Genomic DNA, 21,995 nt, shown 5'->3' on the forward strand with positions numbered 1-21,995 from the left:
GGGTAAGCGTGGTCGCTTCAACTCAACCCTGCAAAATTTTGTCCATCATCCTCCCCGGCAGCAGGCGTTTCAACCAGCCGACGGCATGGGTCACCAGCGTGACCGGATAGCGCATTTTAGGGGTATCGCTCTCAAATGCGTGGCGCACTTTGGCAACGACGGCTTCTGGCCCAAGCGTAAAACGCGCCGCGATGCCGGGATTTTCGACCGGTTTATCCGCCTGCGTCTGGTTAACGTTTTCCGTAAAGCGGGTGCGGATCGGACCGGGTTCAATCAGGCTGACCTTAATACCGCTGTGGCGCAGCTCCATGCGCAACGCATCGGACCAGGCTTCAAGCGCATATTTACTGGCAGCGTAAGCCCCGCGGCCCGGTGTGGAGATCAGGCCCATCACCGAGGAGGTCATGACAATCCGCCCTTCGCCGTGCGGCAGCATGGCCGGGAGAAGGCGCATGGTAAGCTGATGCGCCCCGAAAAAGTTTGCGGAGAACTGCTGCTCCAGCTGTTCCCGTGAGAGAGTCTGTAGCGGGCCGTACACGCCGTAGCCCGCATTGTTGAACAGACCGTAAAGACGGTTGTTGGTCAGGGCGATAACCTCATCGGCGGCCTGCTCTACGCTCTCTGGCGAATCGAGATCCAGCAGAATGCCGGTAAATCCCAGCCCTCGCATGCGTTCGACATCCTCGGGTTTGCGGCAGGCTGCCAGCACCCAAAACCCCTGACGTTTCAGTTCAAGGGCGCTTTCAAGGCCAATTCCGCTGGAACATCCTGTTATTAAGACCGATTTTTGCATAACTTTACCTGTCAGGTTCTCAGCTGTTTGACGAGTCATGTTTTACTAAAGGAGCCAGCCGGGTTGCCATCCAGTCGGCAATAAACGGCTGGGCATCGCGATTGGGGTGAATGCCATCATCCTGCATCCACTGGGGTTTCAGATAGACCTCTTCCATGAAAAATGGCAGCAGCGGAATATCAAACTCTTTGGCTAGCTTAGGATAGATCGCGCTAAACGCCTCATTATACCGACGGCCGTAGTTAGCGGGCAGGCGAATTTGCATCAGCAGCGGCTGGGCATCGGCGGCCTTAATGGTCTGCAAAATGGTCCGCAGCGTTTGCTCCGTTTGTTGAGGCTGGAAGCCGCGCAAACCATCATTACCGCCCAGTTCGACCAGCACCCAACGCGGTTGATGCTGCTTAAGCAGGGCAGGCAGGCGCGATAAGCCTTGCTGCGACGTATCGCCGCTGATGCTGCCGTTCACGACAGAGGCCCGGGACTGCCATTTATCATTGAGCAGGGCGGGCCAGGCCGCACTGGCGGCCATACGATAGCCCGCGCTCAGGCTGTCGCCCAGAATCAATAACGTGTCCGCAGCCGCCGCGCGGAAGGTCATCAGCATCAAAAACAGGAAGGGCAAATGCCAGCGGAAAACATTGTTGAAGTTCATCGTCTTAAGAAGTCCGTCGGTCAGGGGGAACACGAGCTTTCCATCCTCACCGGAGTTGAACTCGTTGTCAAACGTGCCGAAACCATCGCCCTGATTGGTGAATCCGGTTCCGGTAAGTCCACGCTGCTGGCCATTCTCGCCGGTCTGGACGATGGCAGCAGTGGGGAAGTGAACCTGGTCGGCCAGCCCCTCCACGCGCTTGATGAAGAGGCCCGCGCCGCGCTGCGAGCCCGGCATATCGGGTTTGTCTTTCAGTCATTCATGCTGATCCCGACGCTGAACGCGCTGGAAAACGTTGAGCTACCTGGCCTGCTGCGCGGTGAAAATACCCGTGAAAGCCGCGATCACGCGAAGGCGTTGCTGGAACAGCTGGGGCTGGGAAAACGTCTCGACCACCTTCCGGCACAGCTTTCCGGCGGTGAGCAGCAGCGCGTGGCGCTGGCCAGGGCGTTTAACGGGCGCCCGGAAGTGCTGTTTGCCGATGAGCCAACGGGCAATCTCGACCGTAAAACCGGGGACAAAATTGCCGATCTGCTGTTTTCCCTCAACCGCGAGCACGGCACCACGCTGATTCTGGTTACCCACGACCCGCAGCTGGCCGCCCGCTGCGACCGCCGCCTGCGGCTGGTGAACGGTATTCTTCAGGAGGAAGCATGATTGCCCGCTGGTTCTGGCGCGAGTGGCGCTCGCCCTCGCTGCTGATTGTCTGGCTGGCGTTGAGCCTGGCGGTGGCCTGCGTGCTGGCGCTCGGTAGCGTCAGCGATCGTATGGAGAAAGGGCTTAGCCAGCAGAGTCGGGAATTTATGGCCGGGGACCGGGCTCTGCAAAGTTCTCGCCCCGTGCCGCCGGGCTGGATTGAGGAAGCGCGCACAGAGGGGCTGAAAGTAGGGGAGCAGATCACCTTTCAGACCATGACCTTTGCGGGCGACACGCCGCAGCTTGCCAGCGTAAAAGCCGTGGATGACATCTACCCGATGTACGGTGACTTACAAACCAGCCCGCCGGGGCTAAAACCGACGGCCGGTACGGTCCTGCTGGCATCGCGACTGATGGCGCTGTTGAACCTGAAACCCGGCGACAGTATCGATGTCGGCGACGCGACACTCAAAATTGCTGGGGAAGTGGTGCAGGAGCCCGACTCCGGATTTAATCCGTTCCAGCTTGCGCCGCGCCTGCTGATGAACACCGCGGATGTGGCGAAAACCCACGCCGTCCAGCCGGGAAGCCGTGTCACCTGGCGGTATAAGTTTGGCGGAACGCCAGCTCAGCTGGAGGCGTACGAAAAATGGCTCCTGCCGCAGCTCAAGCCGGAACACCGCTGGTACGGGCTGGAGCAGGATGACGGGGCGCTCGGCAAATCTCTTGAGCGTTCTCAGCAGTTCCTGCTGCTGTCGGCGCTGTTAACCCTGCTGCTTGCCATTGCGGCGGTTGCCGTGGCGATGGGGCACTACTGCCGCAGCCGTTACGATCTGGTGGCGATCCTCAAAACCCTCGGCGCGGGCCGCGCGCAACTGCGCAAGCTGATTGTCGGCCAGTGGCTGATGGTGCTGGCGCTGTCGGCTCTGACCGGCGGGGCGATAGGGCTGCTGTTTGAAAAGCTTCTGATGGTGCTGCTCAAACCGGTACTGCCCGCCGCATTACCGCCTGCCAGCCTCTGGCCGTGGCTGTGGGCAATCGGCGCGATGACGACGATCTCCCTGCTGGTGGGGTTACGCCCGTACCGACTGCTGCTCGCCACCCAGCCGCTGCGCGTGCTGCGCCGCGATGTGGTGGCCAGCGTTTGGCCGCTGAAGTTCTACCTGCCGGTGATTATTGCGGTGGCGGTCGGGCTGCTGGCCTGGCTGATGGGCGGCAGTACGCTGCTGTGGGCGGTGCTGGCGGGCGCGGTGGTGCTGGCGCTGCTGTGCGGCGTAGTGGGCTGGATACTGCTTAATGTGCTGAGAAAGCTGACAGTTAAATCACTTTCCATACGGTTAGCGGTTAACCGACTGCTGCACCAGCCGTGGTCTACCCTCAGCCAGCTCTCGGCATTTTCGCTGTCGTTTATGCTGCTGGCGCTTCTGCTGGTGCTGCGCGGGGATCTGCTGGATCGCTGGCAGCAGCAGCTTCCGCCAGAAAGCCCGAACTATTTCCTGATCAACATCGCGCCCGAGCAGGTGACGCCGCTGAAGGGCTTCCTGTCCGAGCATCACATTATTCCCGAGTCGTTCTATCCGATCGTGCGCGCCCGACTGACGCAGATCAACGGCCAGTCGACGGAGGGAAATAAGGATGAATCGCTCAACCGCGAACTCAACCTGACCTGGCAGGCGAAACGTCCGGACCATAACCCGATCGTTGCTGGCACCTGGCCGCCGAAAGCGGGGGAAGTGTCGATGGAGGAGGGGCTGGCGACACGCCTGAACGTGAACCTCGGCGACAGCGTGACCTTCACCGGTGATACCCAGGATTTCACCGCCAAAGTTACCAGCCTGCGTAAAGTGGACTGGGAAAGCCTGCGGCCAAACTTCTTCTTCATCTTCCCGCCGGGTGCGCTGGACGGACAGCCCCAGAGCTGGCTCACCAGCTTCCGCTGGGAAAACGGCAACGGCATGCTGACGCAGCTTAACCGGGAATTTCCGACGGTGAGCCTGCTGGATATTGGCGCGATCCTTAAACAGGTCGGGCAGGTGCTGGAGCAGGTAAGCCGCGCGCTGGAGGTGATGGTGGTGCTGGTGACGATCTGTGGCATATTGCTGCTGCTGGCGCAGGTGCAGGTCGGCATGCGTCAGCGTCATCAGGAGCTGGTTGTCTACCGCACGCTGGGGGCCAGTAAACGGCTGCTGCGCGCCACGCTGTGGAGCGAATTTGCCCTGCTCGGGCTGGTGGCGGGCCTGGTGGCGGCCATCGGGGCGGAAACGGCGCTGGCGGTACTCCAGAGCAAAGTCTTCGACTTCCCGTGGGAGCCCGACTGGCGGCTGTGGCTCACGCTGCCCGTCTGCGGCGCCGTGCTGCTGTCCCTGTGCGGCGGCTGGCTCGGATCCCGGCTGTTGAAAGGTAAAGCGCTATTCCGCCAGTTTGTCAGCTAGTTTACTGACGTGATGATGACGCACCGGCATTTCTGCTGGTGCGTCATTGCTTAACGGCACAAATCGTTAATGCCCCTGCATTTAGTAGCACAAAACATTAAAAACCCGCCCACACAGCCCGAATTTTTCCGGTTAATATTCACCAGCTAAATATTTAGCAGCGTGTCTATCAAGGAAAAAGAATGACTATAAGAAAAACAGCGCTGGCGACAACGATCGGCGCAGCAGTGGCATTGGCTTCTTTCGCATCCCAGGCGGAAATCACTCTTCTGAAACAGGATCCGCAGGCGGGTAACCCGCTGAGCCGCCTGAACTTCACCGTTGGCGGTAGTATTCGTCCTCAGTTCCAGAACATGACCGGCGATGACGGCAAAAACGGCTACAAGCGCAACGGCTTTGACGGCGGTACCCGCTTCCGTTTCGCGGCAGACTACTACCTGTTCGATGACATCAGCTGGATCACTTACTACGAGCTGGGTGTGAACATTCCGGCGCAGTTTAACTGGGATAACCACTACGCCGACGGCGCGCACGATACTTCACGCCGTATGCTCTACACCGGTCTGAAGAGCGACACCTGGGGTACGCTGACCTTCGGCCAGCAGAACAGCGTGTACTATGACGTGGTGGGCGCAAAAACCGATATCTGGGACTACGACATGATTGGTCAGGCGCCAGGTAACGGGATTAATGGCGACTACGACGGCTCTTACCGTTCACGCCAGATGCTGAAGTACAAGAAAACCGTGGGCGATGCTGACATCTACGCCTCTTACCTGTTTGAAGACAGCGAATACCTGCCGGGCAACGGCCTGCGCTACAAGCGTAAAGGCGGCGGTTCACTGGGTATCGATTATCACCTGACCACCGATCTGACTTGGGGCGCAGCGTGGAACTACACCCGCGCGGACATGCGTAACCCGGACAACGGCGACAGCAAATCCTACGACCAGAACATCCTTGGTACCGCCCTGAGCTGGACGCCGGATAACTGGACCTTCTCCGCAGGCGGCGGCTGGTATCAAAACTTCCTGACCACCAAAAAAGTGTCCGTTAACGACTACTTCGCCGGTGATGCATGGGGTATTGAATACTTTGCGGGTTACAAGTTCCCTGTTGGTCAGTATGCGGTGAAATCCGTCCAGCCGTACTTCATGGGCGACCGTATCGAGTACGTGAATGGCCGTAACTACCAGCGCATCGACAATGGTGTGGGTATCAGCTTCCAGCTGGATTACGGTTTCCGCGTGGATTATGAACACGTGTTCACCTCCAGCACCGACAACCTGGGCGACATGAACCTGGTGCGTCTGCGTTACGACTTCTAAGTTGTCATGTAGGGTGCGGCCTGATGCCCTCACCCTGACCCTCTCCCACGGGGAGAGGGAAAAAACATTAAAAACGGCAACCCAGGTTGCCGTTTTGCTTTTACCTCGCCACCCGGCTTTATTTTTCAGCGATCGAGCCACTCAGCAATTTCTTCGTACGTCCCGCGATACACAATCTTCTCCGCCTTTTTCTCCAGCTGATAGCCGTACATCGGGTCGTAATAATCCTTCAGCAGCGGCACAAGCCAGCTGAAGTGCGCGTCAGTGCTGCCAGTACGCTGTTGCTCGACAAGCGCGGCATCCAGCAGGGCGGTAAATTCCGCGAAGCGTTGCAGCCCCAGACGGCGACGAATGGCGTACAGGCCGTGATGCAGATATTCGCTATACGCTTTCCAGCCCGCTTTCTCGCCGTAGGCAGCAGAAAAATCGGCCCACATATGGTCGAAATACTCTTCGCGCAGGCGCTCCAGGCGGACTTCAAAGGGGTCTTCGACGACAACGACAGGGGCGTCAACCATGCGGTCGCGCAGGCATTCCGGCAGGTGGTTAGAGCCAATCATCCGGCCTTCATCTTCCAGCACCCAGCGCGCGGCGTCTTTTTTTAGCAGTTCGACGGCAAGGTGATTTTCAAAACTGGCCTGGGAAAGCTGCGGGGTGAGCGTGCGACCAAATGATGAGCCGCGATGGTGCGCCAGCCCTTCCAGATCGATGCCCTGCGCATGCTGCTTAACCAGCAGCGTTTTACCGTTTCCGGTACAGCCGCCGATAAGCACCATCGGTTTTTGTGACTGCTCAATGGTCACCTGAATCGCCGTCTGACGCAGGGCCTTATAGCCGCCGCGGATCAGCGGATAATCGATTCCCGCCTCTTTCAGCCAGGCCTGGGAGATGTGTGAGCGCTGGCCACCGCGCGCGCAGCAAAGGTAGCCCTCAGGATGGGCCAGGCTGGCTTCCCGCCAGGCGTTGATGCGCGCCTCTCGCGTCTCGCCGTTGACCAGGCTATGGCCGAGCGCCAGCGCGGCGTCCGGACCCTGGCGTTTATAGCAGGTGCCGACGGCGGCACGCTCGTCGTCGTTCATTAAGGGCAGGTTGAGTGCGGCGGGCATCGCACCCTGGGCAAATTCGATCGGCGCGCGAACGTCGATTAAAGGGGTATCGGACGCGAGGATCGCGCGATAGTCCGTTCCATCGTTCATGGTGATTCCAGAAGAAAACTGAGCAGCAATGGGCGGGAATTGTACGCCGGGGAAGGGGAAGGTCAACTCCCCGGCGGGGGATACTTACTTCAGTTTTGACTGCGCCCAGACAATGCCGCTCGCGTATTCTGGCGGCAGCAGGGGAACAATCGCTTCCAGCGTAGCGCTCAGGCGGTCCGTGTCGGTATCGTTCAGGTTCAGGTGGCCGACCTTACGCCCCGGACGTACCTCTTTGTCGTACCAGTGCAGGTGCACCAGCGGCAGCTTCAGCCAGTTGTAGTTCAGATCGGTGCCGATCAGGTTGATCATCACCGACGGGCTGGTCACCACCGGCTGCGGCAGCGGCAGGTCAGTGATGGCGCGCAGGTGCAGCTCGAACTGGCTGATGGAGGCGCCGTTTTGCGTCCAGTGACCGCTGTTGTGCACGCGCGGCGCAAGTTCGTTGATCAGCAGACCCGACGGCGTGACGAAACACTCCATCGCCATTACGCCCACATAGCCCAGCTCATGCATGATGGCAGAGAGCATTTCTTCCGCCTGCGCCTGCTGGTCAGCATTGGCCTGCGGGAAGGCGACGCTGGTGCGCAGAATCCCGTCCTGATGCAGGTTATGCGTTAGCGGGTAAAAAACGGTGTGCCCGTCATTCCCGCGCGCGCCAACCAGCGACACTTCACCGCTAAAGTTAATGCCCTGCTCAACGATGCACTCGCCGTAGCAGTCATCCGGCAGCTCGGCGGTGTCGTTCGCGCGCAGGCGCCACTGCCCGCGGCCGTCGTAGCCGCCGACGCGACGCTTCACAATCGCCAGGTCTCCCAGCATCGCAAAGACGTCATCCCATTCGCGCTTATCGGAAAGCAGCTGCCACGGCGCGGTCGCGAGGCCGAGCTTGTCGAAAAGCTGTTTTTGCGTGAGACGGTCGGCAATGATCGGGAAGACGTCGCGGTTTACAAAGGCGTTATGACGCGCCAGCTCGCGGGTCAGGGCGGTTTCCGGCCAGCGTTCAATTTCGGCGGTGATCACGCTCTGATGGAACGGCACGGCTTCCGGCTCGGCATCCAGCCCGACGGGCCAGACGGCAATACCCAGCGGCTCACCGGCCTGACGCAGCATCCGGCCAAGCTGACCATTACCAAGAACGCAAACCTGCTTCATGCTGCACCCCGCGGATCCGGGTTATCCAGCACCTCGTCGGTCTGGGCTTTACGCCACTCCGCCAGACGCTGATGTAACTCTTTATCATGCGTCGCCAGGATCTGCGCGGCCAGCAGGGCGGCATTTGCCGCACCCGCTTTACCAATCGCCAGCGTACCGACAGGAATACCGCGCGGCATCTGGACGATAGAGTAAAGGCTATCAACCCCGCTTAACGCGGCGCTTTGCACAGGAACACCCAGTACCGGCACCAGCGTTTTGGCGGCAATCATGCCCGGCAGATGTGCTGCGCCGCCCGCACCGGCAATGATCACCTCGTAACCGTTCTCTTCGGCGCTTTCGGCGAAGCTGAACAGTTTATCCGGCGTACGGTGCGCGGAAACCACTTCGACGTGGTGCGGAACATTCAGGATTTCAAAGATTTCGGCGGCGAACTGCATGGTAGCCCAGTCGCTTTTGGACCCCATCACGATGGCGACACGCGCCGGATTATTGCGGGAAGACATGCGTCTTAAAACTCCTGTGGTGCGGAACACACTGCTTTCGAGGGCACAGAGAATAGCATGTAATACCGGCAAGGAAAACGGTTGCGTGGTCGGGAAATGGGCGAAAAGACGGGGAGGGTTAAAACGGGAAGGCGATCAGTTCAACACCTTCCGGCGTGACTTTGACCATCGATCCTTCGCTGTGCCAGGCCCCTAAAACCACGCGATGGGCGGGCTCGCCGTTGGCGATAAGGGAATGCACATCGGGACGATGGGTATGGCCATGGATCAGCCACTGAACGCGATGCTTCTCCATCACCTTCACCACCGCCTGCGGGTTGACGTCCATGATGGTCATCGATTTGCTGCTGTTGGCGGCCTTGCTGCCCGCGCGCATTCTGGCGGCGATGCGGTTGCGAATAAACAGCGGCAGGGCGAGGAACACTTTCTGGATCCACGGGGTGTGAACTTTGGCGCGAAACGCCAGGTAGCCGGTATCGTCAGTGCAGAGCGTGTCGCCGTGCATGATCAGAATATTGCGGCCATAGAGGTTTAGCACCTGCTCTTCCGGCAGCAGCGTCATGCCGCTCTCGCGGGCGTAGCGCTGGCCGATCAGGAAATCACGGTTGCCGTGAATGAAATAGCAGGGGACGCCGGAATCCACCAGCGTTTTAATGGCCGCAGCCATCTCACGGTGCAGCGGGTTCGGATCGTCGTCGCCAATCCAGGCCTCAAACAGGTCGCCCAGAATGTACAGCGCGTCGGCGTTTTTCGCTTCACCGCGTAAAAAACGCAGAAAACCGGCGGTTATCGCCGGTTCTTCTGTTTGCAGATGTAGATCCGCAATAAAGAGTGTCGCCACGAATTACTCGCTGACGGTCACGCTTGTGATCACAACGTCTTCTTTAGGAACGTCCTGGTGCATACCGCTGCGGCCAGTAGAAACGGCTTTGATCTTATCGACCACGTCCATCCCTTCAACCACTTCTGCGAATACGCAGTAGCCCCAGCCTTGCAGACTTTCGCCAGAGAAGTTCAGGAAGTCGTTGTCCGCTACGTTGATGAAGAACTGTGCGGTTGCAGAATGTGGCGCCTGAGTACGGGCCATTGCCAGCGTACCACGGGTGTTTTTCAGGCCGTTGTTCGCTTCGTTTTTGATCGCTTCTTTCGTCTCTTTCTGGCGCATGCCAGGCTCGAAACCGCCGCCCTGGATCATAAAGCCGTTGATCACACGGTGGAAAATAGTGTTGTTGTAGAAACCTTCGCGGCAGTAGTCCAGGAAGTTTTTAACTGTTTCAGGCGCTTTGTCATCAAAGGTTTTGATTACGATATCGCCATGATTAGTGTGGAAAGTAACCATTTTTGCATCCTGTTCCGTTATTGTGGTGCGTCGACCCGTGCTCGGGTCACATATAGGGGCTTGTTATAGCATAACCACAGGACACGATCACCTTGCATTGTGTGCTGACCGTACTCCGAATTATGGGTATTATAAGGAACAAACAATCCACACACGTGTTTACATGGAATCTTCGATGTTAAAAATCTTTAATACAATGACGCGCCAAAAAGAGGAATTTAAACCTATCCATGCCGGGGAAGTCGGCATGTACGTGTGTGGTATTACGGTTTACGATCTCTGTCATATCGGCCATGGCCGTACCTTTGTCGCGTTCGACGTGGTGTCACGCTACCTGCGCTTCCTGGGCTACAACCTGAAGTACGTGCGCAATATCACCGACATCGACGACAAAATCATTAAACGTGCTAATGAAAATGGCGAAAGCTTTGTCGCGCTGGTGGATCGCATGATCGCCGAAATGCACAAGGATTTTGACGCCTTAAATATTCTGCGCCCGGACAGCGAGCCGCGTGCGACCCACCATATCCATGAAATCATTGATATCACCCAAAAGCTGATCGAGCGCGGTCACGCCTATGTGGCGGACAACGGCGACGTGATGTTCTCGGTGCCGACGGACCCAACCTACGGTGCGCTTTCCCGCCAGGATCTGGACCAGCTCCAGGCCGGTGCGCGCGTGGACGTGGTTGACGTGAAGCGTAATCCGATGGACTTCGTGCTGTGGAAGATGTCCAAAGCGGGCGAACCAAGCTGGCCATCACCGTGGGGCGAAGGGCGTCCGGGCTGGCACATTGAATGTTCCGCGATGAACTGCAAGCAGCTGGGCAACCATTTCGACATCCACGGCGGCGGTTCAGACCTGATGTTCCCGCACCACGAAAACGAAATCGCGCAGTCCACCTGTGCTCACGGCGGCGAGTACGTGAACTACTGGATGCACTCCGGGATGGTGATGGTTGACCGCGAGAAGATGTCGAAATCGCTGGGCAACTTCTTTACCGTGCGCGACGTGCTGAAGTATTACGACGCGGAAACCGTGCGCTACTTCCTGATGTCTGGCCACTATCGCAGCCAGCTGAACTACAGCGAAGAGAACCTGAAGCAGGCGCGCGCTGCGCTGGAGCGTCTGTATACCGCACTGCGCGGCACCGACAAGTCTGTTCCAGCCGCAGGCGGCGAGGCGTTCGAAGCCCGCTTCGTTGAGGTCATGAACGACGACTTCAACACCCCTGAAGCCTATTCCGTGCTGTTCGACATGGCGCGTGAGGTGAATCGCCTGAAGTCAGAAGATATGGCGGCGGCCAATGCGCTGGCGTCTCATCTGCGTAAGCTCTCTTCCGTGCTCGGCCTGCTGGAGCAGGAGCCGGATGTGTTCCTGCAAAGCGGCGCGCAGGCGGACGACGGCGAAGTGGCGGAAATTGAAGCACTGATTAAAGCGCGTCTGGAAGCGCGTCAGGCGAAAGACTGGGCGGCGGCGGATGCGGCGCGTAACCGTCTGACCGAGATGGGCATTATTCTGGAAGATGGCCCGCAGGGAACCACCTGGCGTCGTAAGTAATTTTCTCCTCACTCTAACCCTCTCCCACAGGGAGAGGGAATTGTTAGGTTTTCTCCCTCTTTACGTGGGAGAGGGCCGGGGTGAGGGCATCAGCGCGCACGTTTTCTCCACCATAACATCCCCATCAGCACCATCCCCGGCAGCCACACCCACAGCAGTTCCGAGATAATGACCTCATGCCCGTATGGCGTGGTATAGCGCGACAGCGCAAACGGCGCGACTTTGATCACCTGCCACGGCGCAAAGAAGCGCTCATCTGACCAGGGCCACAGCCAGCCGACGCCTTTCCCGCCGGTGGTGATCGAATCCAGCAGGCTGTGCGACAGCAGCGACACGGTTAAAAACAGCCAGCAGCGCGTCAGGCTGGCCCTGAACCATCGTCGACCTGCCAGCACGCAGAGTATCGGCACCACCAGGGCAAACAGTAGCGAATGAGTGAAACCTCGATGGCCGAAAATATTCCCGTAGGCAACACCGAATTTAAACGCCAGTACGTCGGCATCGGGCAGCATGGCGAGGACGATCCCGGCAAACAGCAGGCGGGGTGGGATGACGTTGGTTCCGAGCCCTAAGCCCAGACACAGAGGTACGGCAGCGTGGGTGATAACGGTAGGCATTGCATTTATCCATGGCAAATCATGGAAATATAGCAGTCATCTCGCGCTAAAAGACCCATGCTAAATTCTGATTTTACGCCGATTCCCGCGCGATAAGCTGCCCGGAGAGGGTTATGCGCTGCGTTTGCAGGTCCGGCTCTTTCAGCCTGCGGATCATCAGCCCTGCCGCCTGGCGGCCGGTCTCTTCGCTGGCAGACGAAACATAAGTTAATGACGGCGACGTGAGATTAACGTGGAGCATATCTTCAAAACCAATCAGCGCCACCTGCTGGGTTAAAAACACGTCTTTACCCACCGTGCGCCCCACCTGGTGAATACCTGAGATCGAACCGATCATCGCGTCCGGTGAATGGCAGAGCAGGGCGGTAATCGTGTTGTTCTTCTCCAGCAGCTGGCGAGTCGCCATGGCCGCCGCCTGCGTGTCATCGGTGCAGGCTGGAGAATATTCCTCACGCCAGATCAGACCGTTCTGCGTCATCGCGCTGCGAAAACCGAGCAGGCGCTGCTCGCGGATACGGCACCCGTCGCGCCCGCCAATATAGGCGATGGTGCGGTGCCCGCGTTCGATAAGATAACGCGCGGCCAGGTTCGCCGCCTGGCGGTTATCGCGCATCACCAGATTGCATTTCTCTTCCAGCAACGACTGCGAAACCGCCACAAGCGGCAGCGGGCAGTGGCGAATGTGTTCCGGGAGAGAGGCGGTGCGGGTGTCCGACGCCAGGTAGATGACGCCCGCCACGCCCTGCTGCTTAAACGAGAGCAGGGTACGCTCAAGATGTTCGCCGTCATTCAGCGGCTGACCGAGAAAAACCATATAACCCTGCTTCTCCAGCTCCTGAACGATGCTCGCCATCACCTTGATGGAAAAGCTGTCGCTGAAGTCGCGCAGGATCAGGCCGATTAAGTTGGAGGTGTTGGCGCGAAGATTGGCAGCGGCGACGTTATGAACATAGCCCAGCGTTGTGATGGCGGCATTGACCTTCCCGATCGTCGCTTCTGAGATCTTCCCTTTCTGGCGCAGCACCAGCGAAACGGTAGAAACCGACACGCCCGCATGCTTTGCGACATCAATAATGCTGACTTTCTTCAAAACCGCTCCCTGAAATTTACCGATTATCAGCCAGATAAGAGGCGACCCCCAGCGTACAGGAGACGCCTCCTTCAGGCATCTTATTATTTGCCAATCATCGTAGACATCGTCTGGGCGATAAACTGTGCTCTGGCCCCGAAAATCACCTGTATCCCGTTATCGCCCACGAACACCACGCCGCGCGCGCCAAGCCCGTTCAGCCCGTCCCGGTCCACCGCTTCGCTCTTCGCCACTTCCAGACGCAGACGCGTGATGCAGGAGCCGACGGAATCAATGTTCTGCGCACCGCCCAGCAGGCCGATGATTTCGGTGGCAAGTTCGGAATCGGACTTGTCATTCGCGCTGGCGGTCACTTCGGTGCGGCCCGGCGTTTTCACGTCGAAACGGCGGATCACGAAGCGGAAGGTGAAGTAGTAGATTAATGCCATCGGAATGCCGATGATAATGGCGCTCAGGAAGTTGGTCTGATAGCCGTTAAACGACGGCAGGATCCCGAACGACAGGTAGTCGATAAAGCCCGCCGAGAACGACTTGGCGATATGCGCATGCAGCAGGTACATGGTCATGTACGCCAGGCCTGCCATGATGGCGTTGAAGACGTAAAGGATCGGCGCCACGAAGATAAAGGTGAACTCTACCGGCTCGGTGATGCCCGTCAGGAAGCAGGTGAGGGCGGCGGAGAAGAGAATACCGGCCGCGATTTTCTTATTCTTCGTGTGCGCTTCGTGGTACATCGCCAGACACGCCGCGGGCAGTGCGAACAGCATCAGCGGGAACTCGCCCTGCATGAATTTCCCGGCGTTATGGTAGGTGTCGCTGCTGAAGGATTTCACTCCCTCTTCCAGCATCTTGAACCAGATGGTCTGGTCGCCGTGGATCACCTGACCCGCCTGGGTAGTGTAATCCCCGAACGAATACCAGAAGGAGGGATACCAGATGTGGTGCAGGCCGAGCGGGATCAGCGCGCGCTCCACTAGCCCGAAGATAAAGGTCGAGGCCGCCTGGTTATCGCCGTTCACCACCACGGACAGGGCGTCGATGCCGGACTGAATATGCTGCCAGACGTACGGCAGCAGCAGGCCGAGCAGGAACGACAGAAACGCCGTCGCAATCGCCACAAAGCGCTTGCCGGAGAAGAAGCCGAGGAATTCCGGCAGCTGCATGGTGTGGAAGCGGTTGTAACACCAGGCCGCAAGAATACCGCAGATCAGGCCGCCAAAGACGCCCATCTGTAACGTCGGAATGCCGACGACCATGGCGTATTTCCCGCCCTGGGAGGCCATTTCCGGCGTAATGCTCAGCACGGTGTTGATGGTGATGTTAGTGACAAACACGGAGACCGCCGCAGAGAGAGCGGCAATGCCGGATTCCGAAGCCAGTCCGACGGCAGAGCCGATGGCGAAGAGCATTGGCAGGTTATCAAAGATAACCCCGCCGGCGTTCATCATCAGCGGCAAGTGGAACTTATCGCCGAAGGCCAGCAACAGGCCCGCAGCGGGAAGCAGTGAAATTGGCAGCATTAAGGCGCGACCAATCATCGATAACTTAGACAGCGATTTAACAAACCCTGATATCAGGCTCATGCTGATTTCCCCCGAGTAGCGCTTTTTTCGCGCTGTTATTGTAAGTAGAACGTTTTAGTAGAACGTTATACTTATCGTGGGGAAAGTCTGAAAATCGCGCAACTTAAATTTCACATTTCGCCAGAGGGAATAGTGATTATTTGAAGTTGATCGATAATTAACCGTGATGGGTGTGAGGGGATGTTTATCCCCTCTCCCTGTGGGAGAGGGTTAGGGTGAGGGCATCAGACAGCTCAGGCCGTCACGGTCACGCTCTGACCTGCGAAGCTCACGGTCTGACCCGCGACAATTTTGCAGCGCTTGCGGGTTTCCACCGCGCCGTCTACTGTTACCTGCCCGTCGGCGATGACGATTTTCGCCTGCGCGCCGCTTTCGCTCCAGCCTTCCAGCTTCAGCAGATCGCACAGCTCAACGTGCGGGTGTTTACCTAAAGAAAAAGTTGCCATGATTACGCGTCCTCTACGTCGTGATACTCCTCGCACGCCTGCAAGGTATTCTGAATCAGTGTTGCTACCGTCATCGGGCCAACGCCGCCCGGGACCGGAGTAATATAGGATGCGCGCGCTGCGGCATCTTCATACACCACGTCGCCGACCACTTTGCCGTTTTCCAGACGATTAATACCCACGTCCACGACGATTGCGCCCTCTTTGATCCACTCGCCCGGAATAAAGCCCGGCTTGCCGACCGCAACGATCAGCAGATCGGCGTTTTCGACGTGGTGACGCAGGTTTTTAGTGAAGCGGTGGGTGACGGTGGTGGTGCAGCCCGCCAGCAGCAGCTCCATGCTCATCGGACGGCCCACGATGTTGGAGGCGCCAATCACCACGGCGTTCAGGCCATAGGTATCGATGTTATAACGCTCCAGCAGCGTCACGATGCCGCGCGGGGTGCATGGACGCAGGCGCGGCGCGCGCTGGCACAGGCGGCCTACGTTATACGGATGGAAACCGTCAACGTCTTTGTCCGGCGCGATACGCTCCAGCACCTTCACGTTGTCGATGCCCGCAGGCAGCGGCAGCTGAACCAGGATACCGTCGATCTCTTTATCGGCATTCAGGGTGTCGATCAATTCCAGCAGTTCCGCTTCGCTGGTGGTTTCCGGCAGATCGTAAGAGCGGGAGACGAACCCCACCTCTTCACACGCTTTGCGTTTGCTGCCGACATAAATTTGCGAAGCCGGGTTGCTGCCAACCAGCACAACGGCCAGCCCGGGGGCGCGAAATCCGGCGGCTTTACGCGCCTTCACTTTTTCCGCAACCTCAGAGCGCACCTGCTGCGCAATCGTTTTACCGTCAATAATCTTTGCTGCCATCAGAGAGAAGATTCCGTCTGTAACGTTAGAAAGGGGGGATTGCCTGTATTTTGTCAGAAGCGAGCGCCGCTGTCAGTCACCCTTTACGAGATTTCATCGATGTCCCGCAAAATCCCTTCTCAGGGCATGGTCAATTTCTTAGAGGTGATTAGGATGTGACCTGGCTAAATGGCAGCGTTTTGACATATTACAAAATAGATTCCTGAGCTACTTTGTCCTCTCCGAAATAAGCCTTCAATTTTTTAATTGAACGTATTTCTTATTCCCGAATATGCGCGGGAAGGGTTATTTACATTTTAAAGGAATAGACATGAAACTCAGCAACATTGCTTCTACTGTTATTGCAACTCTGGCCCTGGTCGCGGGTGCCGCTCACGCAGAAGATCCGGTAGCGCCTGTATCTGTAAACGGTGGTACGGTGCATTTTAAAGGTGAATTAGTGAATGCCGCGTGTTCAGTGAATACTGACTCTTCAGAGCAGACGGTTAATCTTGGCCAGTACCGTACCGCGAAATTCACTAAAGTGGGTGACACCACCTCCAATATTCCGTTCACCATCGAACTGAACGACTGCGATCCTGCGGTAGCGAAAACCGCTGCTGTCGCGTTTACCGGCCAGATCGACGCCACCGACAAAACGCTGCTGGCGGTAAGCTCCGGTAACAACGACAACTCCGCGAAGGGCGTAGGTATTGAGATCCTCGACAGCAAATCCTCCACGCTGACCCCGGACGGTGCAACCTTCTCTGCGGCGCAGAACCTGATTGAAGGGACTAACACCCTGAACTTCACCGCGCGCTATAAAGCCACGGCGGCGACCACCGAGCCAGGCCAGGCAAACGCGGACGCAACATTCGTAATGAAATACGAGTAATGCCTGAGTACAGGGATGTGGCTGGCCTCAGGGAAGAGGTCTTTTGATCGCCTATACCGGGAGCGAAGGATGACAAGGACTGGGATACTGCTGTGCGCCCTTGCGATTGCCCCAGCGGTAAACGCACATACCGTGGTTATTGACGGCGGCAAAGTACACCTCAGGGGAGAGCTGGTTAACGGCGGCTGCGCCGTGGCCCCGGACAGCCAGAATATGCGCGTGGATATGGGGCAATACCGCACAAACGCCTTTTCCGGCGTCGGCAGCTTTTCCACGGTTAATGTGCCGTTCACCGTACGTCTGCTGGATTGCAGCGTGGACGTCTCCCGCACCGTGGGGATCCAGTTCCAGGGAATGACACCGGCAGAAGACCCGCAGGTTTTCCTGGCGACATCGCGGCCGGGGGAAAATGCGGTCAGCAGTGGTGTCGGGCTGGCGCTTTTTGACGAACAGCAACGTCAGATCATCCCGAACGCGACGGCGGTGAGCTGGTTACCCATTAACACCCGCGAGCTGGTATTTCATTTCAGCGCCCGCTACCGGGCAATTTCCGAACACCTTGTACCAGGCACTATTCAGTCGAATGTCTGGTTTACGTTGATTTATCCCTGACGCCTGCGAACTAATTATTAAAGGTACGGTTGTGATGAACACCCTGATTAAACCTGGACTGTTTTTATCTTTTATTTTGATGATGGTTTCTGCCAGCGCGAATGCGTCCGGCGGAATTGCGCTGGGCGCGACGCGCGTTATTTATCCGGCCGATGCCAAACAAACGTCGCTGGCGATCACCAACAGCAATAAACAAGAGCGCTATTTAATTAACGCGTGGATAGAAAATGCCAACGGGCAAAAGGAAAAAACCTTTGCCGTCACGCCGCCGCTGTTTGTCAGCGAGCCGGCCAGCGAAAACACCCTGCGCATTATCTACGCAGGCCCGGCGCTGCCTGCCGATCGCGAATCGCTCTTTTACATGAACGTCAAAGCGATTCCCTCCGTCAGCAAAAAACATCAGGACGGCAACAACGTCCTGCAACTGGCTATTCTGTCACGTATCAAGCTGTTTGTTCGCCCGGCTAACCTGGCGATGCCGCCGGAAGAGGCGCTCTCACAGCTGCGCTTTGAGCGCGTCGGCAACCATCTTAAGGTGAGCAATGCCTCACCGTATTACGTCACGCTGGTCAATCTGAAGCTCGGCGGACAGACGCTGGATAACCTGATGGTTGCTCCTAAAAGCTCGGCGCAGCAGGTGCTGCCTGCCGCTACGAGCGGCACGCTCTCCTGGCAGAGTGTGAATGACTATGGCGCCATTACGCCGGCGCGTAGCGTCAGCCTGTGAGCAGAGACAGGGCGATGAACACTCAATGGCGTTACTGCCCGGTTGCGCTGGCACTGATGGCAACGCTCTGGCCACTCGCTGGCTGGGGCGAAAGCTACTTTAACCCGGCGTTTCTTTCCGATGACACGGCGAACGTCGCGGATTTGTCGCGTTTTGAAAAAGGCCACCAGCAGGCACCGGGCGTCTATCGCGTCGATATCTGGCGTAACGATGAGTTTATCGGTACGCAGGACGTGCGGTTTGAGCAAGCTGACAACACGCCGCCGGTCGCAGGCGGTTTGTCGCCGTGCATTACGCGCGCGATGCTCGATCGCTTTGGCGTCAATATCGCCGCCTTCCCGGAACTGAGCAACGTGCAGGGCGATACCTGCGTTCCGCTCACAACGGCTATTCCCGGCAGCGAAGCGGCGTTCAACTTCGCCTCGTTGCGCCTGAACGTCAGCCTGCCTCAGGTGGCGATGCAAAACAGCGCCCGCGGATATATTCCGCCTGAACAGTGGGATGAAGGCATCCCTGCCGCGCTGCTGAACTACAGCTTTACCGGCAACCGGGGCAGCGACGACGACAGCTACTATCTGAACCTGCAAAGCGGGTTGAACTATGGCGCCTGGCGATTACGCAATAACGGCGCGTGGCGTTATACCGAAAGCAACGGCCAGCGGCACAGCAGCTGGCAAAATATTGGTACCTGGGCGCAGCGTACGATCATCCCGCTGAAAAGCGAGCTGGTGCTTGGCGACAGCAACACCGGTAACGATGTCTTCGACAGCGTCGGTTTTCGCGGTGGTCGCCTCTATTCGTCCGACAGTATGTACCCGGACAGTCTGCAAGGTTACGCGCCTACCGTGCGCGGAATCGCCCGCACCCCTGCCAAAGTGGTGATCCGCCAGAACGGATACGTGATTTACCAGAGCTATGTGCAGCCGGGGGCTTTTGCGATAACTGATCTTAACCCGACCTCCTCAAGCGGTGACCTGGAGGTGACGGTGGAAGAGAAGGACGGCAGCCAGCAGCGCTACACCGTCCCGTATTCCACCGTTCCGCTGCTCCAGCGTGAAGGACGCTGGAAATACGATCTGGTGGCAGGGGACTATCGCAGCGGCAACAGCGAGCAGGACACGCCGTTCTTTACTCAGGGTACGATGATTGCGGGTCTTGCCGACGGCTACACGCTGTACGGCGGAACGCAGCTGGCCTCGCGCTATACCGCCATCGCCATTGGCGCGGGTAAAAACCTCGGTGACTGGGGGGCGGTTTCACTTGATCTCACCCATGCCCGCAGCCAGCTTGCCGATGATAGCCGCCATGAAGGGCAGTCCCTGCGGTTCCTGTACGCAAAATCCCTTAACGGATTCGGCACCAACTTCCAGCTGCTGGGCTATCGCTACTCGACCAAAGGCTTCTACACCCTCGACGATGTGGCCTGGCGCACAATGGAAGGCTACCAGTATGGCGACGATCAGGACGATGACGGCGTGCCGGACGTGCAGAGCTATCACAACCTGACGCTGAATAAAAAAGGGCGTTTCCAGCTCAATATCTCCCAGTCTCTTGGCGATTACGGCTCGGTGTACGTGTCGGGCAGCCAGCAAAATTACTGGGGCACCAGCGAATCCAACGTCTGGTATCAGCTCGGCTACGCGGGCGGGGTGAAAGGGGTCAGCTACGCCTTATCCTGGTCGTGGAACAAGGCCGTCGGCATTGATGGAACCGACCGGATCGCCTCGTTCAACGTCTCCGTCCCGTTCAGCCTGTTCACCCGTCACGGCTACCGTCGCGATAACGCGATCGATCGGGCCTATGCCACGGCCTCTGCCAGCCGTAACAGCGACGGTGATACCAGTTGGCAGACCGGGATCAGCGGAACGCTGCTCCAGGATCGTAACCTGAACTACAGCGTCACGCAGGGTCACACCAGCAATAACGGTGCCAGCGCCAGCGCCAGCGCTAACTGGCAGGCGACGTACGGCACGCTGGGCGTGGGCTACAACTACGCCCGGGATCAGCACGACCTCAACTGGCAGCTTTCCGGCGGCGTGGTAGGGCATTCAGACGGCATCACATTCAGTCAGCCGCTGGGCGATACCAACGTCTTGATCAAAGCGCCGGGCGCGTCAGGCGTGAGCGTCGAAAACCAGACCGGCGTCAAAACAGACTGGCGTGGCTATGCGGTGATGCCGTACGCCACGGTGTACCGTTACAACCGCGTGGCGCTCGACACTAACACCATGAGCAACAACACCGACATTGAAAATAACGTTTCCAGCGTCGTGCCGACGAACGGTGCGCTGGTGCGCGCCAGTTTTGACACCCGCATCGGCGTGCGCGCGTTGCTCACCGTTAAGCGTGATAACCAGCCTGTGCCGTTTGGGGCGGTGGTGCGTGAGACGCAGAGCGGCGTAACCAGCATGGTGGGAGATGACGGTCAGATTTACCTGAGCGGGCTGCCACTGAGCGGGGAGCTGCTGATTCAGTGGGGAGACGGGAAGCAGTCCCAGTGTCGTGCGCCCTACAGCCTGCCAGAACAGAGCCTGCAACAGGCGATCACACTTAAGGGGATCCGCTGTGAATAAAATCCATTATCTGGGGCTATCCCTGCTGGCATTTTTGCCGCTATCTCAGGCGTTCGCCACCGTCTGCGTCAATGAAAATGGCGTGCCGACGGAGGTGTATTACGACCTGACGGATAAATTCAACAGCTCCAATAACCAGGTGGGGCAGATTGTCACACTCAGCGAGAAGTCTCAGTGGGTGGGTGTTAACGCCGTCTGTCCTAAGGGAACGTCCGGGAACACCACCAAGCGCAGCTATGTTACCGATTTCCCGGTCACGGGCACCAGCGATGGCTACCAGTATCTGAAGCTTAACGACTATCTGGACGGAGCGATGAAAATCACCGACAGCTACGCTGGCACCTTCTATCCACCCAGAAAGTACATTCAGATGGGGAGCCATCCGAACGTGTCTAAAAACAAACCGTTTGGTGTACAGGATTCCAGCCTCGTCTTCCGGCTTAAGGTGACCCGACGCTTTATTAATATGGTGGTGATCCCCCGGGCGACCATGTTCCGGGTTTACGTCACCACGACCTCCTCGGATCCGCTCACCACGCCGGTTTATACCATCAGCTACAGCGGGACCATTCAGGTGCCTCAGAGCTGTGAAATTAATGCCGGGAATGTGGTGGAGTTCGATTTCGGAGACATCGGCGCCTCCCTGTTCAGTAAAGCGGGCATCGGGAATAAGCCGGAGGGGATCTCAGCGCAAAGCAAAACCATCGGCATAAAATGCACCAACGTCGAGGCGAACGCCATGCTCACGATGCGTGTTGAAGCGGAGAAGGTTTCAGGCAGTACGCTGGTTTCCGATAACGCGGATGTGGGTTTTGTGATTGCCAACAGTAATGGCGTGCCGCTGACGCCCAACAACCTGACCAGCAAAATCCCGTTCCGTCTGGACGACAGCGCTCAGGCACAGGTGGGGATCCGCGCGTGGCCCGTCAGCGTGACCGGTAAAAAACCTGCCGAGGGGCGTTTTACCTCTCGCGGCTATTTACGCGTCGACTACGACTAAGGAGCAGAT

General features: G+C 57.9%; 21 protein-coding genes. 9 read left to right on the forward strand and 12 right to left on the reverse strand.

The window, feature by feature from the left end; all coding sequences use genetic code 11:
• Positions 1-22 precede the first annotated feature (22 nt).
• Both ACOTXL_RS07130 and tesA read right to left on the reverse strand, forming a co-directional pair.
• Complete coding sequence (locus ACOTXL_RS07130; protein ID WP_006809829.1) at positions 23-832, reverse strand: SDR family oxidoreductase; 810 nt, start codon at positions 830-832, stop codon at positions 23-25.
• Positions 813-1,445: a multifunctional acyl-CoA thioesterase I/protease I/lysophospholipase L1 gene (gene tesA / locus ACOTXL_RS07135; RefSeq protein WP_045350626.1), complete on the reverse strand. Its 633-nt coding sequence runs from the start codon at positions 1,443-1,445 to the stop codon at positions 813-815. The genes ACOTXL_RS07130 and tesA overlap by 20 nt, the downstream gene beginning before the upstream one ends.
• Between tesA and ybbA the strand changes: the two genes are divergently transcribed.
• The 3 genes from ybbA (at position 1,416) to ACOTXL_RS07150 (ending at position 5,841) form a co-directional block, all read left to right on the forward strand.
• Positions 1,416-2,102 (forward strand): putative ABC transporter ATP-binding protein YbbA, encoded by a 687-nt coding sequence (ybbA, locus tag ACOTXL_RS07140; protein WP_023315548.1) that lies wholly within the window; start codon positions 1,416-1,418, stop codon positions 2,100-2,102. The genes tesA and ybbA overlap by 30 nt on opposite strands.
• On the forward strand, positions 2,099-4,513 hold the full coding sequence (gene ybbP / locus ACOTXL_RS07145; protein WP_045346981.1) for a putative ABC transporter permease subunit YbbP: 2,415 nt from the start codon (positions 2,099-2,101) through the stop codon (positions 4,511-4,513). Before ybbA ends, ybbP begins: the two co-directional genes overlap by 4 nt.
• Positions 4,514-4,695: 182 nt before the next feature.
• Positions 4,696-5,841 carry a porin gene (locus tag ACOTXL_RS07150; protein WP_045350592.1) on the forward strand — a complete coding sequence of 382 codons (1,146 nt, stop codon included), beginning with the start codon at positions 4,696-4,698 and terminating at the stop codon, positions 5,839-5,841.
• Positions 5,842-5,966: 125 nt separating this feature from the next.
• On the opposite strand, the gene mnmH is transcribed toward ACOTXL_RS07150, so the two are convergent.
• From mnmH to ppiB, 5 genes are all read right to left on the reverse strand, one after another.
• Positions 5,967-7,037, reverse strand: coding sequence for a tRNA 2-selenouridine(34) synthase MnmH (gene mnmH, locus ACOTXL_RS07155; protein WP_022650516.1), 1,071 nt, complete (start codon positions 7,035-7,037; stop codon positions 5,967-5,969).
• Positions 7,038-7,121: 84 nt separating this feature from the next.
• A complete protein-coding gene (purK, locus tag ACOTXL_RS07160) occupies positions 7,122-8,189 on the reverse strand; it encodes a 5-(carboxyamino)imidazole ribonucleotide synthase (protein ID WP_045350591.1) in 1,068 nt (355 codons plus the stop codon).
• Positions 8,186-8,695, reverse strand: coding sequence for a 5-(carboxyamino)imidazole ribonucleotide mutase (purE, locus tag ACOTXL_RS07165; RefSeq protein ID WP_003858921.1), 510 nt, complete (start codon positions 8,693-8,695; stop codon positions 8,186-8,188). Before purE ends, purK begins: the two co-directional genes overlap by 4 nt.
• Before the next feature lie 118 nt (positions 8,696-8,813).
• Positions 8,814-9,536, reverse strand: a complete 723-nt coding sequence (gene lpxH / locus ACOTXL_RS07170; protein WP_022650517.1) for a UDP-2,3-diacylglucosamine diphosphatase — start codon at positions 9,534-9,536, stop codon at positions 8,814-8,816.
• Positions 9,537-9,539: 3 nt separating this feature from the next.
• Positions 9,540-10,034 (reverse strand): peptidylprolyl isomerase B, encoded by a 495-nt coding sequence (gene ppiB / locus ACOTXL_RS07175; protein ID WP_000256009.1) that lies wholly within the window; start codon positions 10,032-10,034, stop codon positions 9,540-9,542.
• Positions 10,035-10,209: 175 nt separating this feature from the next.
• On the opposite strand from ppiB, the gene cysS reads away from it, so the two are divergent.
• The gene (gene cysS, locus ACOTXL_RS07180) at positions 10,210-11,595 is read left to right on the forward strand and encodes a cysteine--tRNA ligase (RefSeq protein ID WP_022650518.1); all 1,386 of its coding nucleotides are present in this window, start codon (positions 10,210-10,212) and stop codon (positions 11,593-11,595) included.
• Between the two features lie 89 nt (positions 11,596-11,684).
• Here cysS and ACOTXL_RS07185 read toward each other — a convergent pair whose 3' ends face one another.
• The 5 genes from ACOTXL_RS07185 to folD form a co-directional block, all read right to left on the reverse strand.
• The gene (locus ACOTXL_RS07185) at positions 11,685-12,212 is read right to left on the reverse strand and encodes a metal-dependent hydrolase (RefSeq protein ID WP_022650519.1); all 528 of its coding nucleotides are present in this window, start codon (positions 12,210-12,212) and stop codon (positions 11,685-11,687) included.
• Between the two features lie 73 nt (positions 12,213-12,285).
• A complete protein-coding gene (gene malI, locus ACOTXL_RS07190) occupies positions 12,286-13,302 on the reverse strand; it encodes a Mal regulon transcriptional regulator MalI (RefSeq protein ID WP_022650520.1) in 1,017 nt (338 codons plus the stop codon).
• 83 nt (positions 13,303-13,385) lie between these two features.
• Positions 13,386-14,885 (reverse strand): PTS transporter subunit EIIC, encoded by a 1,500-nt coding sequence (locus ACOTXL_RS07195; protein WP_045337207.1) that lies wholly within the window; start codon positions 14,883-14,885, stop codon positions 13,386-13,388.
• 233 nt (positions 14,886-15,118) lie between these two features.
• Positions 15,119-15,331, reverse strand: a complete 213-nt coding sequence (gene ybcJ, locus ACOTXL_RS07200) for a ribosome-associated protein YbcJ (RefSeq protein ID WP_022650521.1) — start codon at positions 15,329-15,331, stop codon at positions 15,119-15,121.
• 2 nt (positions 15,332-15,333) lie between these two features.
• Positions 15,334-16,200: a bifunctional methylenetetrahydrofolate dehydrogenase/methenyltetrahydrofolate cyclohydrolase FolD gene (folD, locus tag ACOTXL_RS07205; protein WP_006809817.1), complete on the reverse strand. Its 867-nt coding sequence runs from the start codon at positions 16,198-16,200 to the stop codon at positions 15,334-15,336.
• A 310-nt stretch (positions 16,201-16,510) separates the two neighbouring features.
• Here folD and fimA point away from each other — a divergent pair, with 310 nt between their 5' ends.
• The 5 genes from fimA (at position 16,511) to fimH (ending at position 21,986) form a co-directional block, all read left to right on the forward strand.
• The gene (gene fimA / locus ACOTXL_RS07210; protein WP_003858911.1) at positions 16,511-17,074 is read left to right on the forward strand and encodes a type 1 fimbrial major subunit FimA; all 564 of its coding nucleotides are present in this window, start codon (positions 16,511-16,513) and stop codon (positions 17,072-17,074) included.
• Between the two features lie 69 nt (positions 17,075-17,143).
• Positions 17,144-17,686, forward strand: coding sequence for a type 1 fimbrial protein subunit FimI (fimI, locus tag ACOTXL_RS07215; RefSeq protein WP_045350590.1), 543 nt, complete (start codon positions 17,144-17,146; stop codon positions 17,684-17,686).
• A gap of 34 nt (positions 17,687-17,720) precedes the next feature.
• On the forward strand, positions 17,721-18,413 hold the full coding sequence (gene fimC / locus ACOTXL_RS07220) for a type 1 fimbria chaperone FimC (RefSeq protein ID WP_022650522.1): 693 nt from the start codon (positions 17,721-17,723) through the stop codon (positions 18,411-18,413).
• Positions 18,414-18,427: 14 nt separating this feature from the next.
• Positions 18,428-20,986, forward strand: coding sequence for a fimbrial biogenesis usher protein (locus tag ACOTXL_RS07225; RefSeq protein WP_045350589.1), 2,559 nt, complete (start codon positions 18,428-18,430; stop codon positions 20,984-20,986).
• Positions 20,979-21,986, forward strand: a complete 1,008-nt coding sequence (gene fimH / locus ACOTXL_RS07230; RefSeq protein WP_003858903.1) for a type 1 fimbria D-mannose specific adhesin FimH — start codon at positions 20,979-20,981, stop codon at positions 21,984-21,986. The genes ACOTXL_RS07225 and fimH overlap by 8 nt, the downstream gene beginning before the upstream one ends.
• The last annotated feature ends 9 nt before the right edge of the window (positions 21,987-21,995 follow it).

Origin of the sequence: Enterobacter cloacae complex sp. IR5402, from assembly GCF_049238125.1 — a bacterium.
GTDB lineage: Bacteria > Pseudomonadota > Gammaproteobacteria > Enterobacterales > Enterobacteriaceae > Enterobacter > Enterobacter hormaechei_C.

Coding starts and splice junctions, on each gene's coding strand:
- ACOTXL_RS07130 (WP_006809829.1), bottom strand. CDS start 832: ATGACTCGTCAAACAGCTGAGAACCTGACAGGTAAAGTTATGCAAAAA.
- ybbA (WP_023315548.1), top strand. CDS start 1,416: ATGCCAGCGGAAAACATTGTTGAAGTTCATCGTCTTAAGAAGTCCGTC.
- tesA (WP_045350626.1), bottom strand. CDS start 1,445: ATGAACTTCAACAATGTTTTCCGCTGGCATTTGCCCTTCCTGTTTTTG.
- ybbP (WP_045346981.1), top strand. CDS start 2,099: ATGATTGCCCGCTGGTTCTGGCGCGAGTGGCGCTCGCCCTCGCTGCTG.
- ACOTXL_RS07150 (WP_045350592.1), top strand. CDS start 4,696: ATGACTATAAGAAAAACAGCGCTGGCGACAACGATCGGCGCAGCAGTG.
- mnmH (WP_022650516.1), bottom strand. CDS start 7,037: ATGAACGATGGAACGGACTATCGCGCGATCCTCGCGTCCGATACCCCT.
- purK (WP_045350591.1), bottom strand. CDS start 8,189: ATGAAGCAGGTTTGCGTTCTTGGTAATGGTCAGCTTGGCCGGATGCTG.
- purE (WP_003858921.1), bottom strand. CDS start 8,695: ATGTCTTCCCGCAATAATCCGGCGCGTGTCGCCATCGTGATGGGGTCC.
- ppiB (WP_000256009.1), bottom strand. CDS start 10,034: ATGGTTACTTTCCACACTAATCATGGCGATATCGTAATCAAAACCTTT.
- cysS (WP_022650518.1), top strand. CDS start 10,210: ATGTTAAAAATCTTTAATACAATGACGCGCCAAAAAGAGGAATTTAAA.
- ACOTXL_RS07185 (WP_022650519.1), bottom strand. CDS start 12,212: ATGCCTACCGTTATCACCCACGCTGCCGTACCTCTGTGTCTGGGCTTA.
- ACOTXL_RS07195 (WP_045337207.1), bottom strand. CDS start 14,885: ATGAGCCTGATATCAGGGTTTGTTAAATCGCTGTCTAAGTTATCGATG.
- ybcJ (WP_022650521.1), bottom strand. CDS start 15,331: ATGGCAACTTTTTCTTTAGGTAAACACCCGCACGTTGAGCTGTGCGAT.
- folD (WP_006809817.1), bottom strand. CDS start 16,200: ATGGCAGCAAAGATTATTGACGGTAAAACGATTGCGCAGCAGGTGCGC.
- fimA (WP_003858911.1), top strand. CDS start 16,511: ATGAAACTCAGCAACATTGCTTCTACTGTTATTGCAACTCTGGCCCTG.
- fimI (WP_045350590.1), top strand. CDS start 17,144: ATGACAAGGACTGGGATACTGCTGTGCGCCCTTGCGATTGCCCCAGCG.
- fimC (WP_022650522.1), top strand. CDS start 17,721: ATGAACACCCTGATTAAACCTGGACTGTTTTTATCTTTTATTTTGATG.
- ACOTXL_RS07225 (WP_045350589.1), top strand. CDS start 18,428: ATGAACACTCAATGGCGTTACTGCCCGGTTGCGCTGGCACTGATGGCA.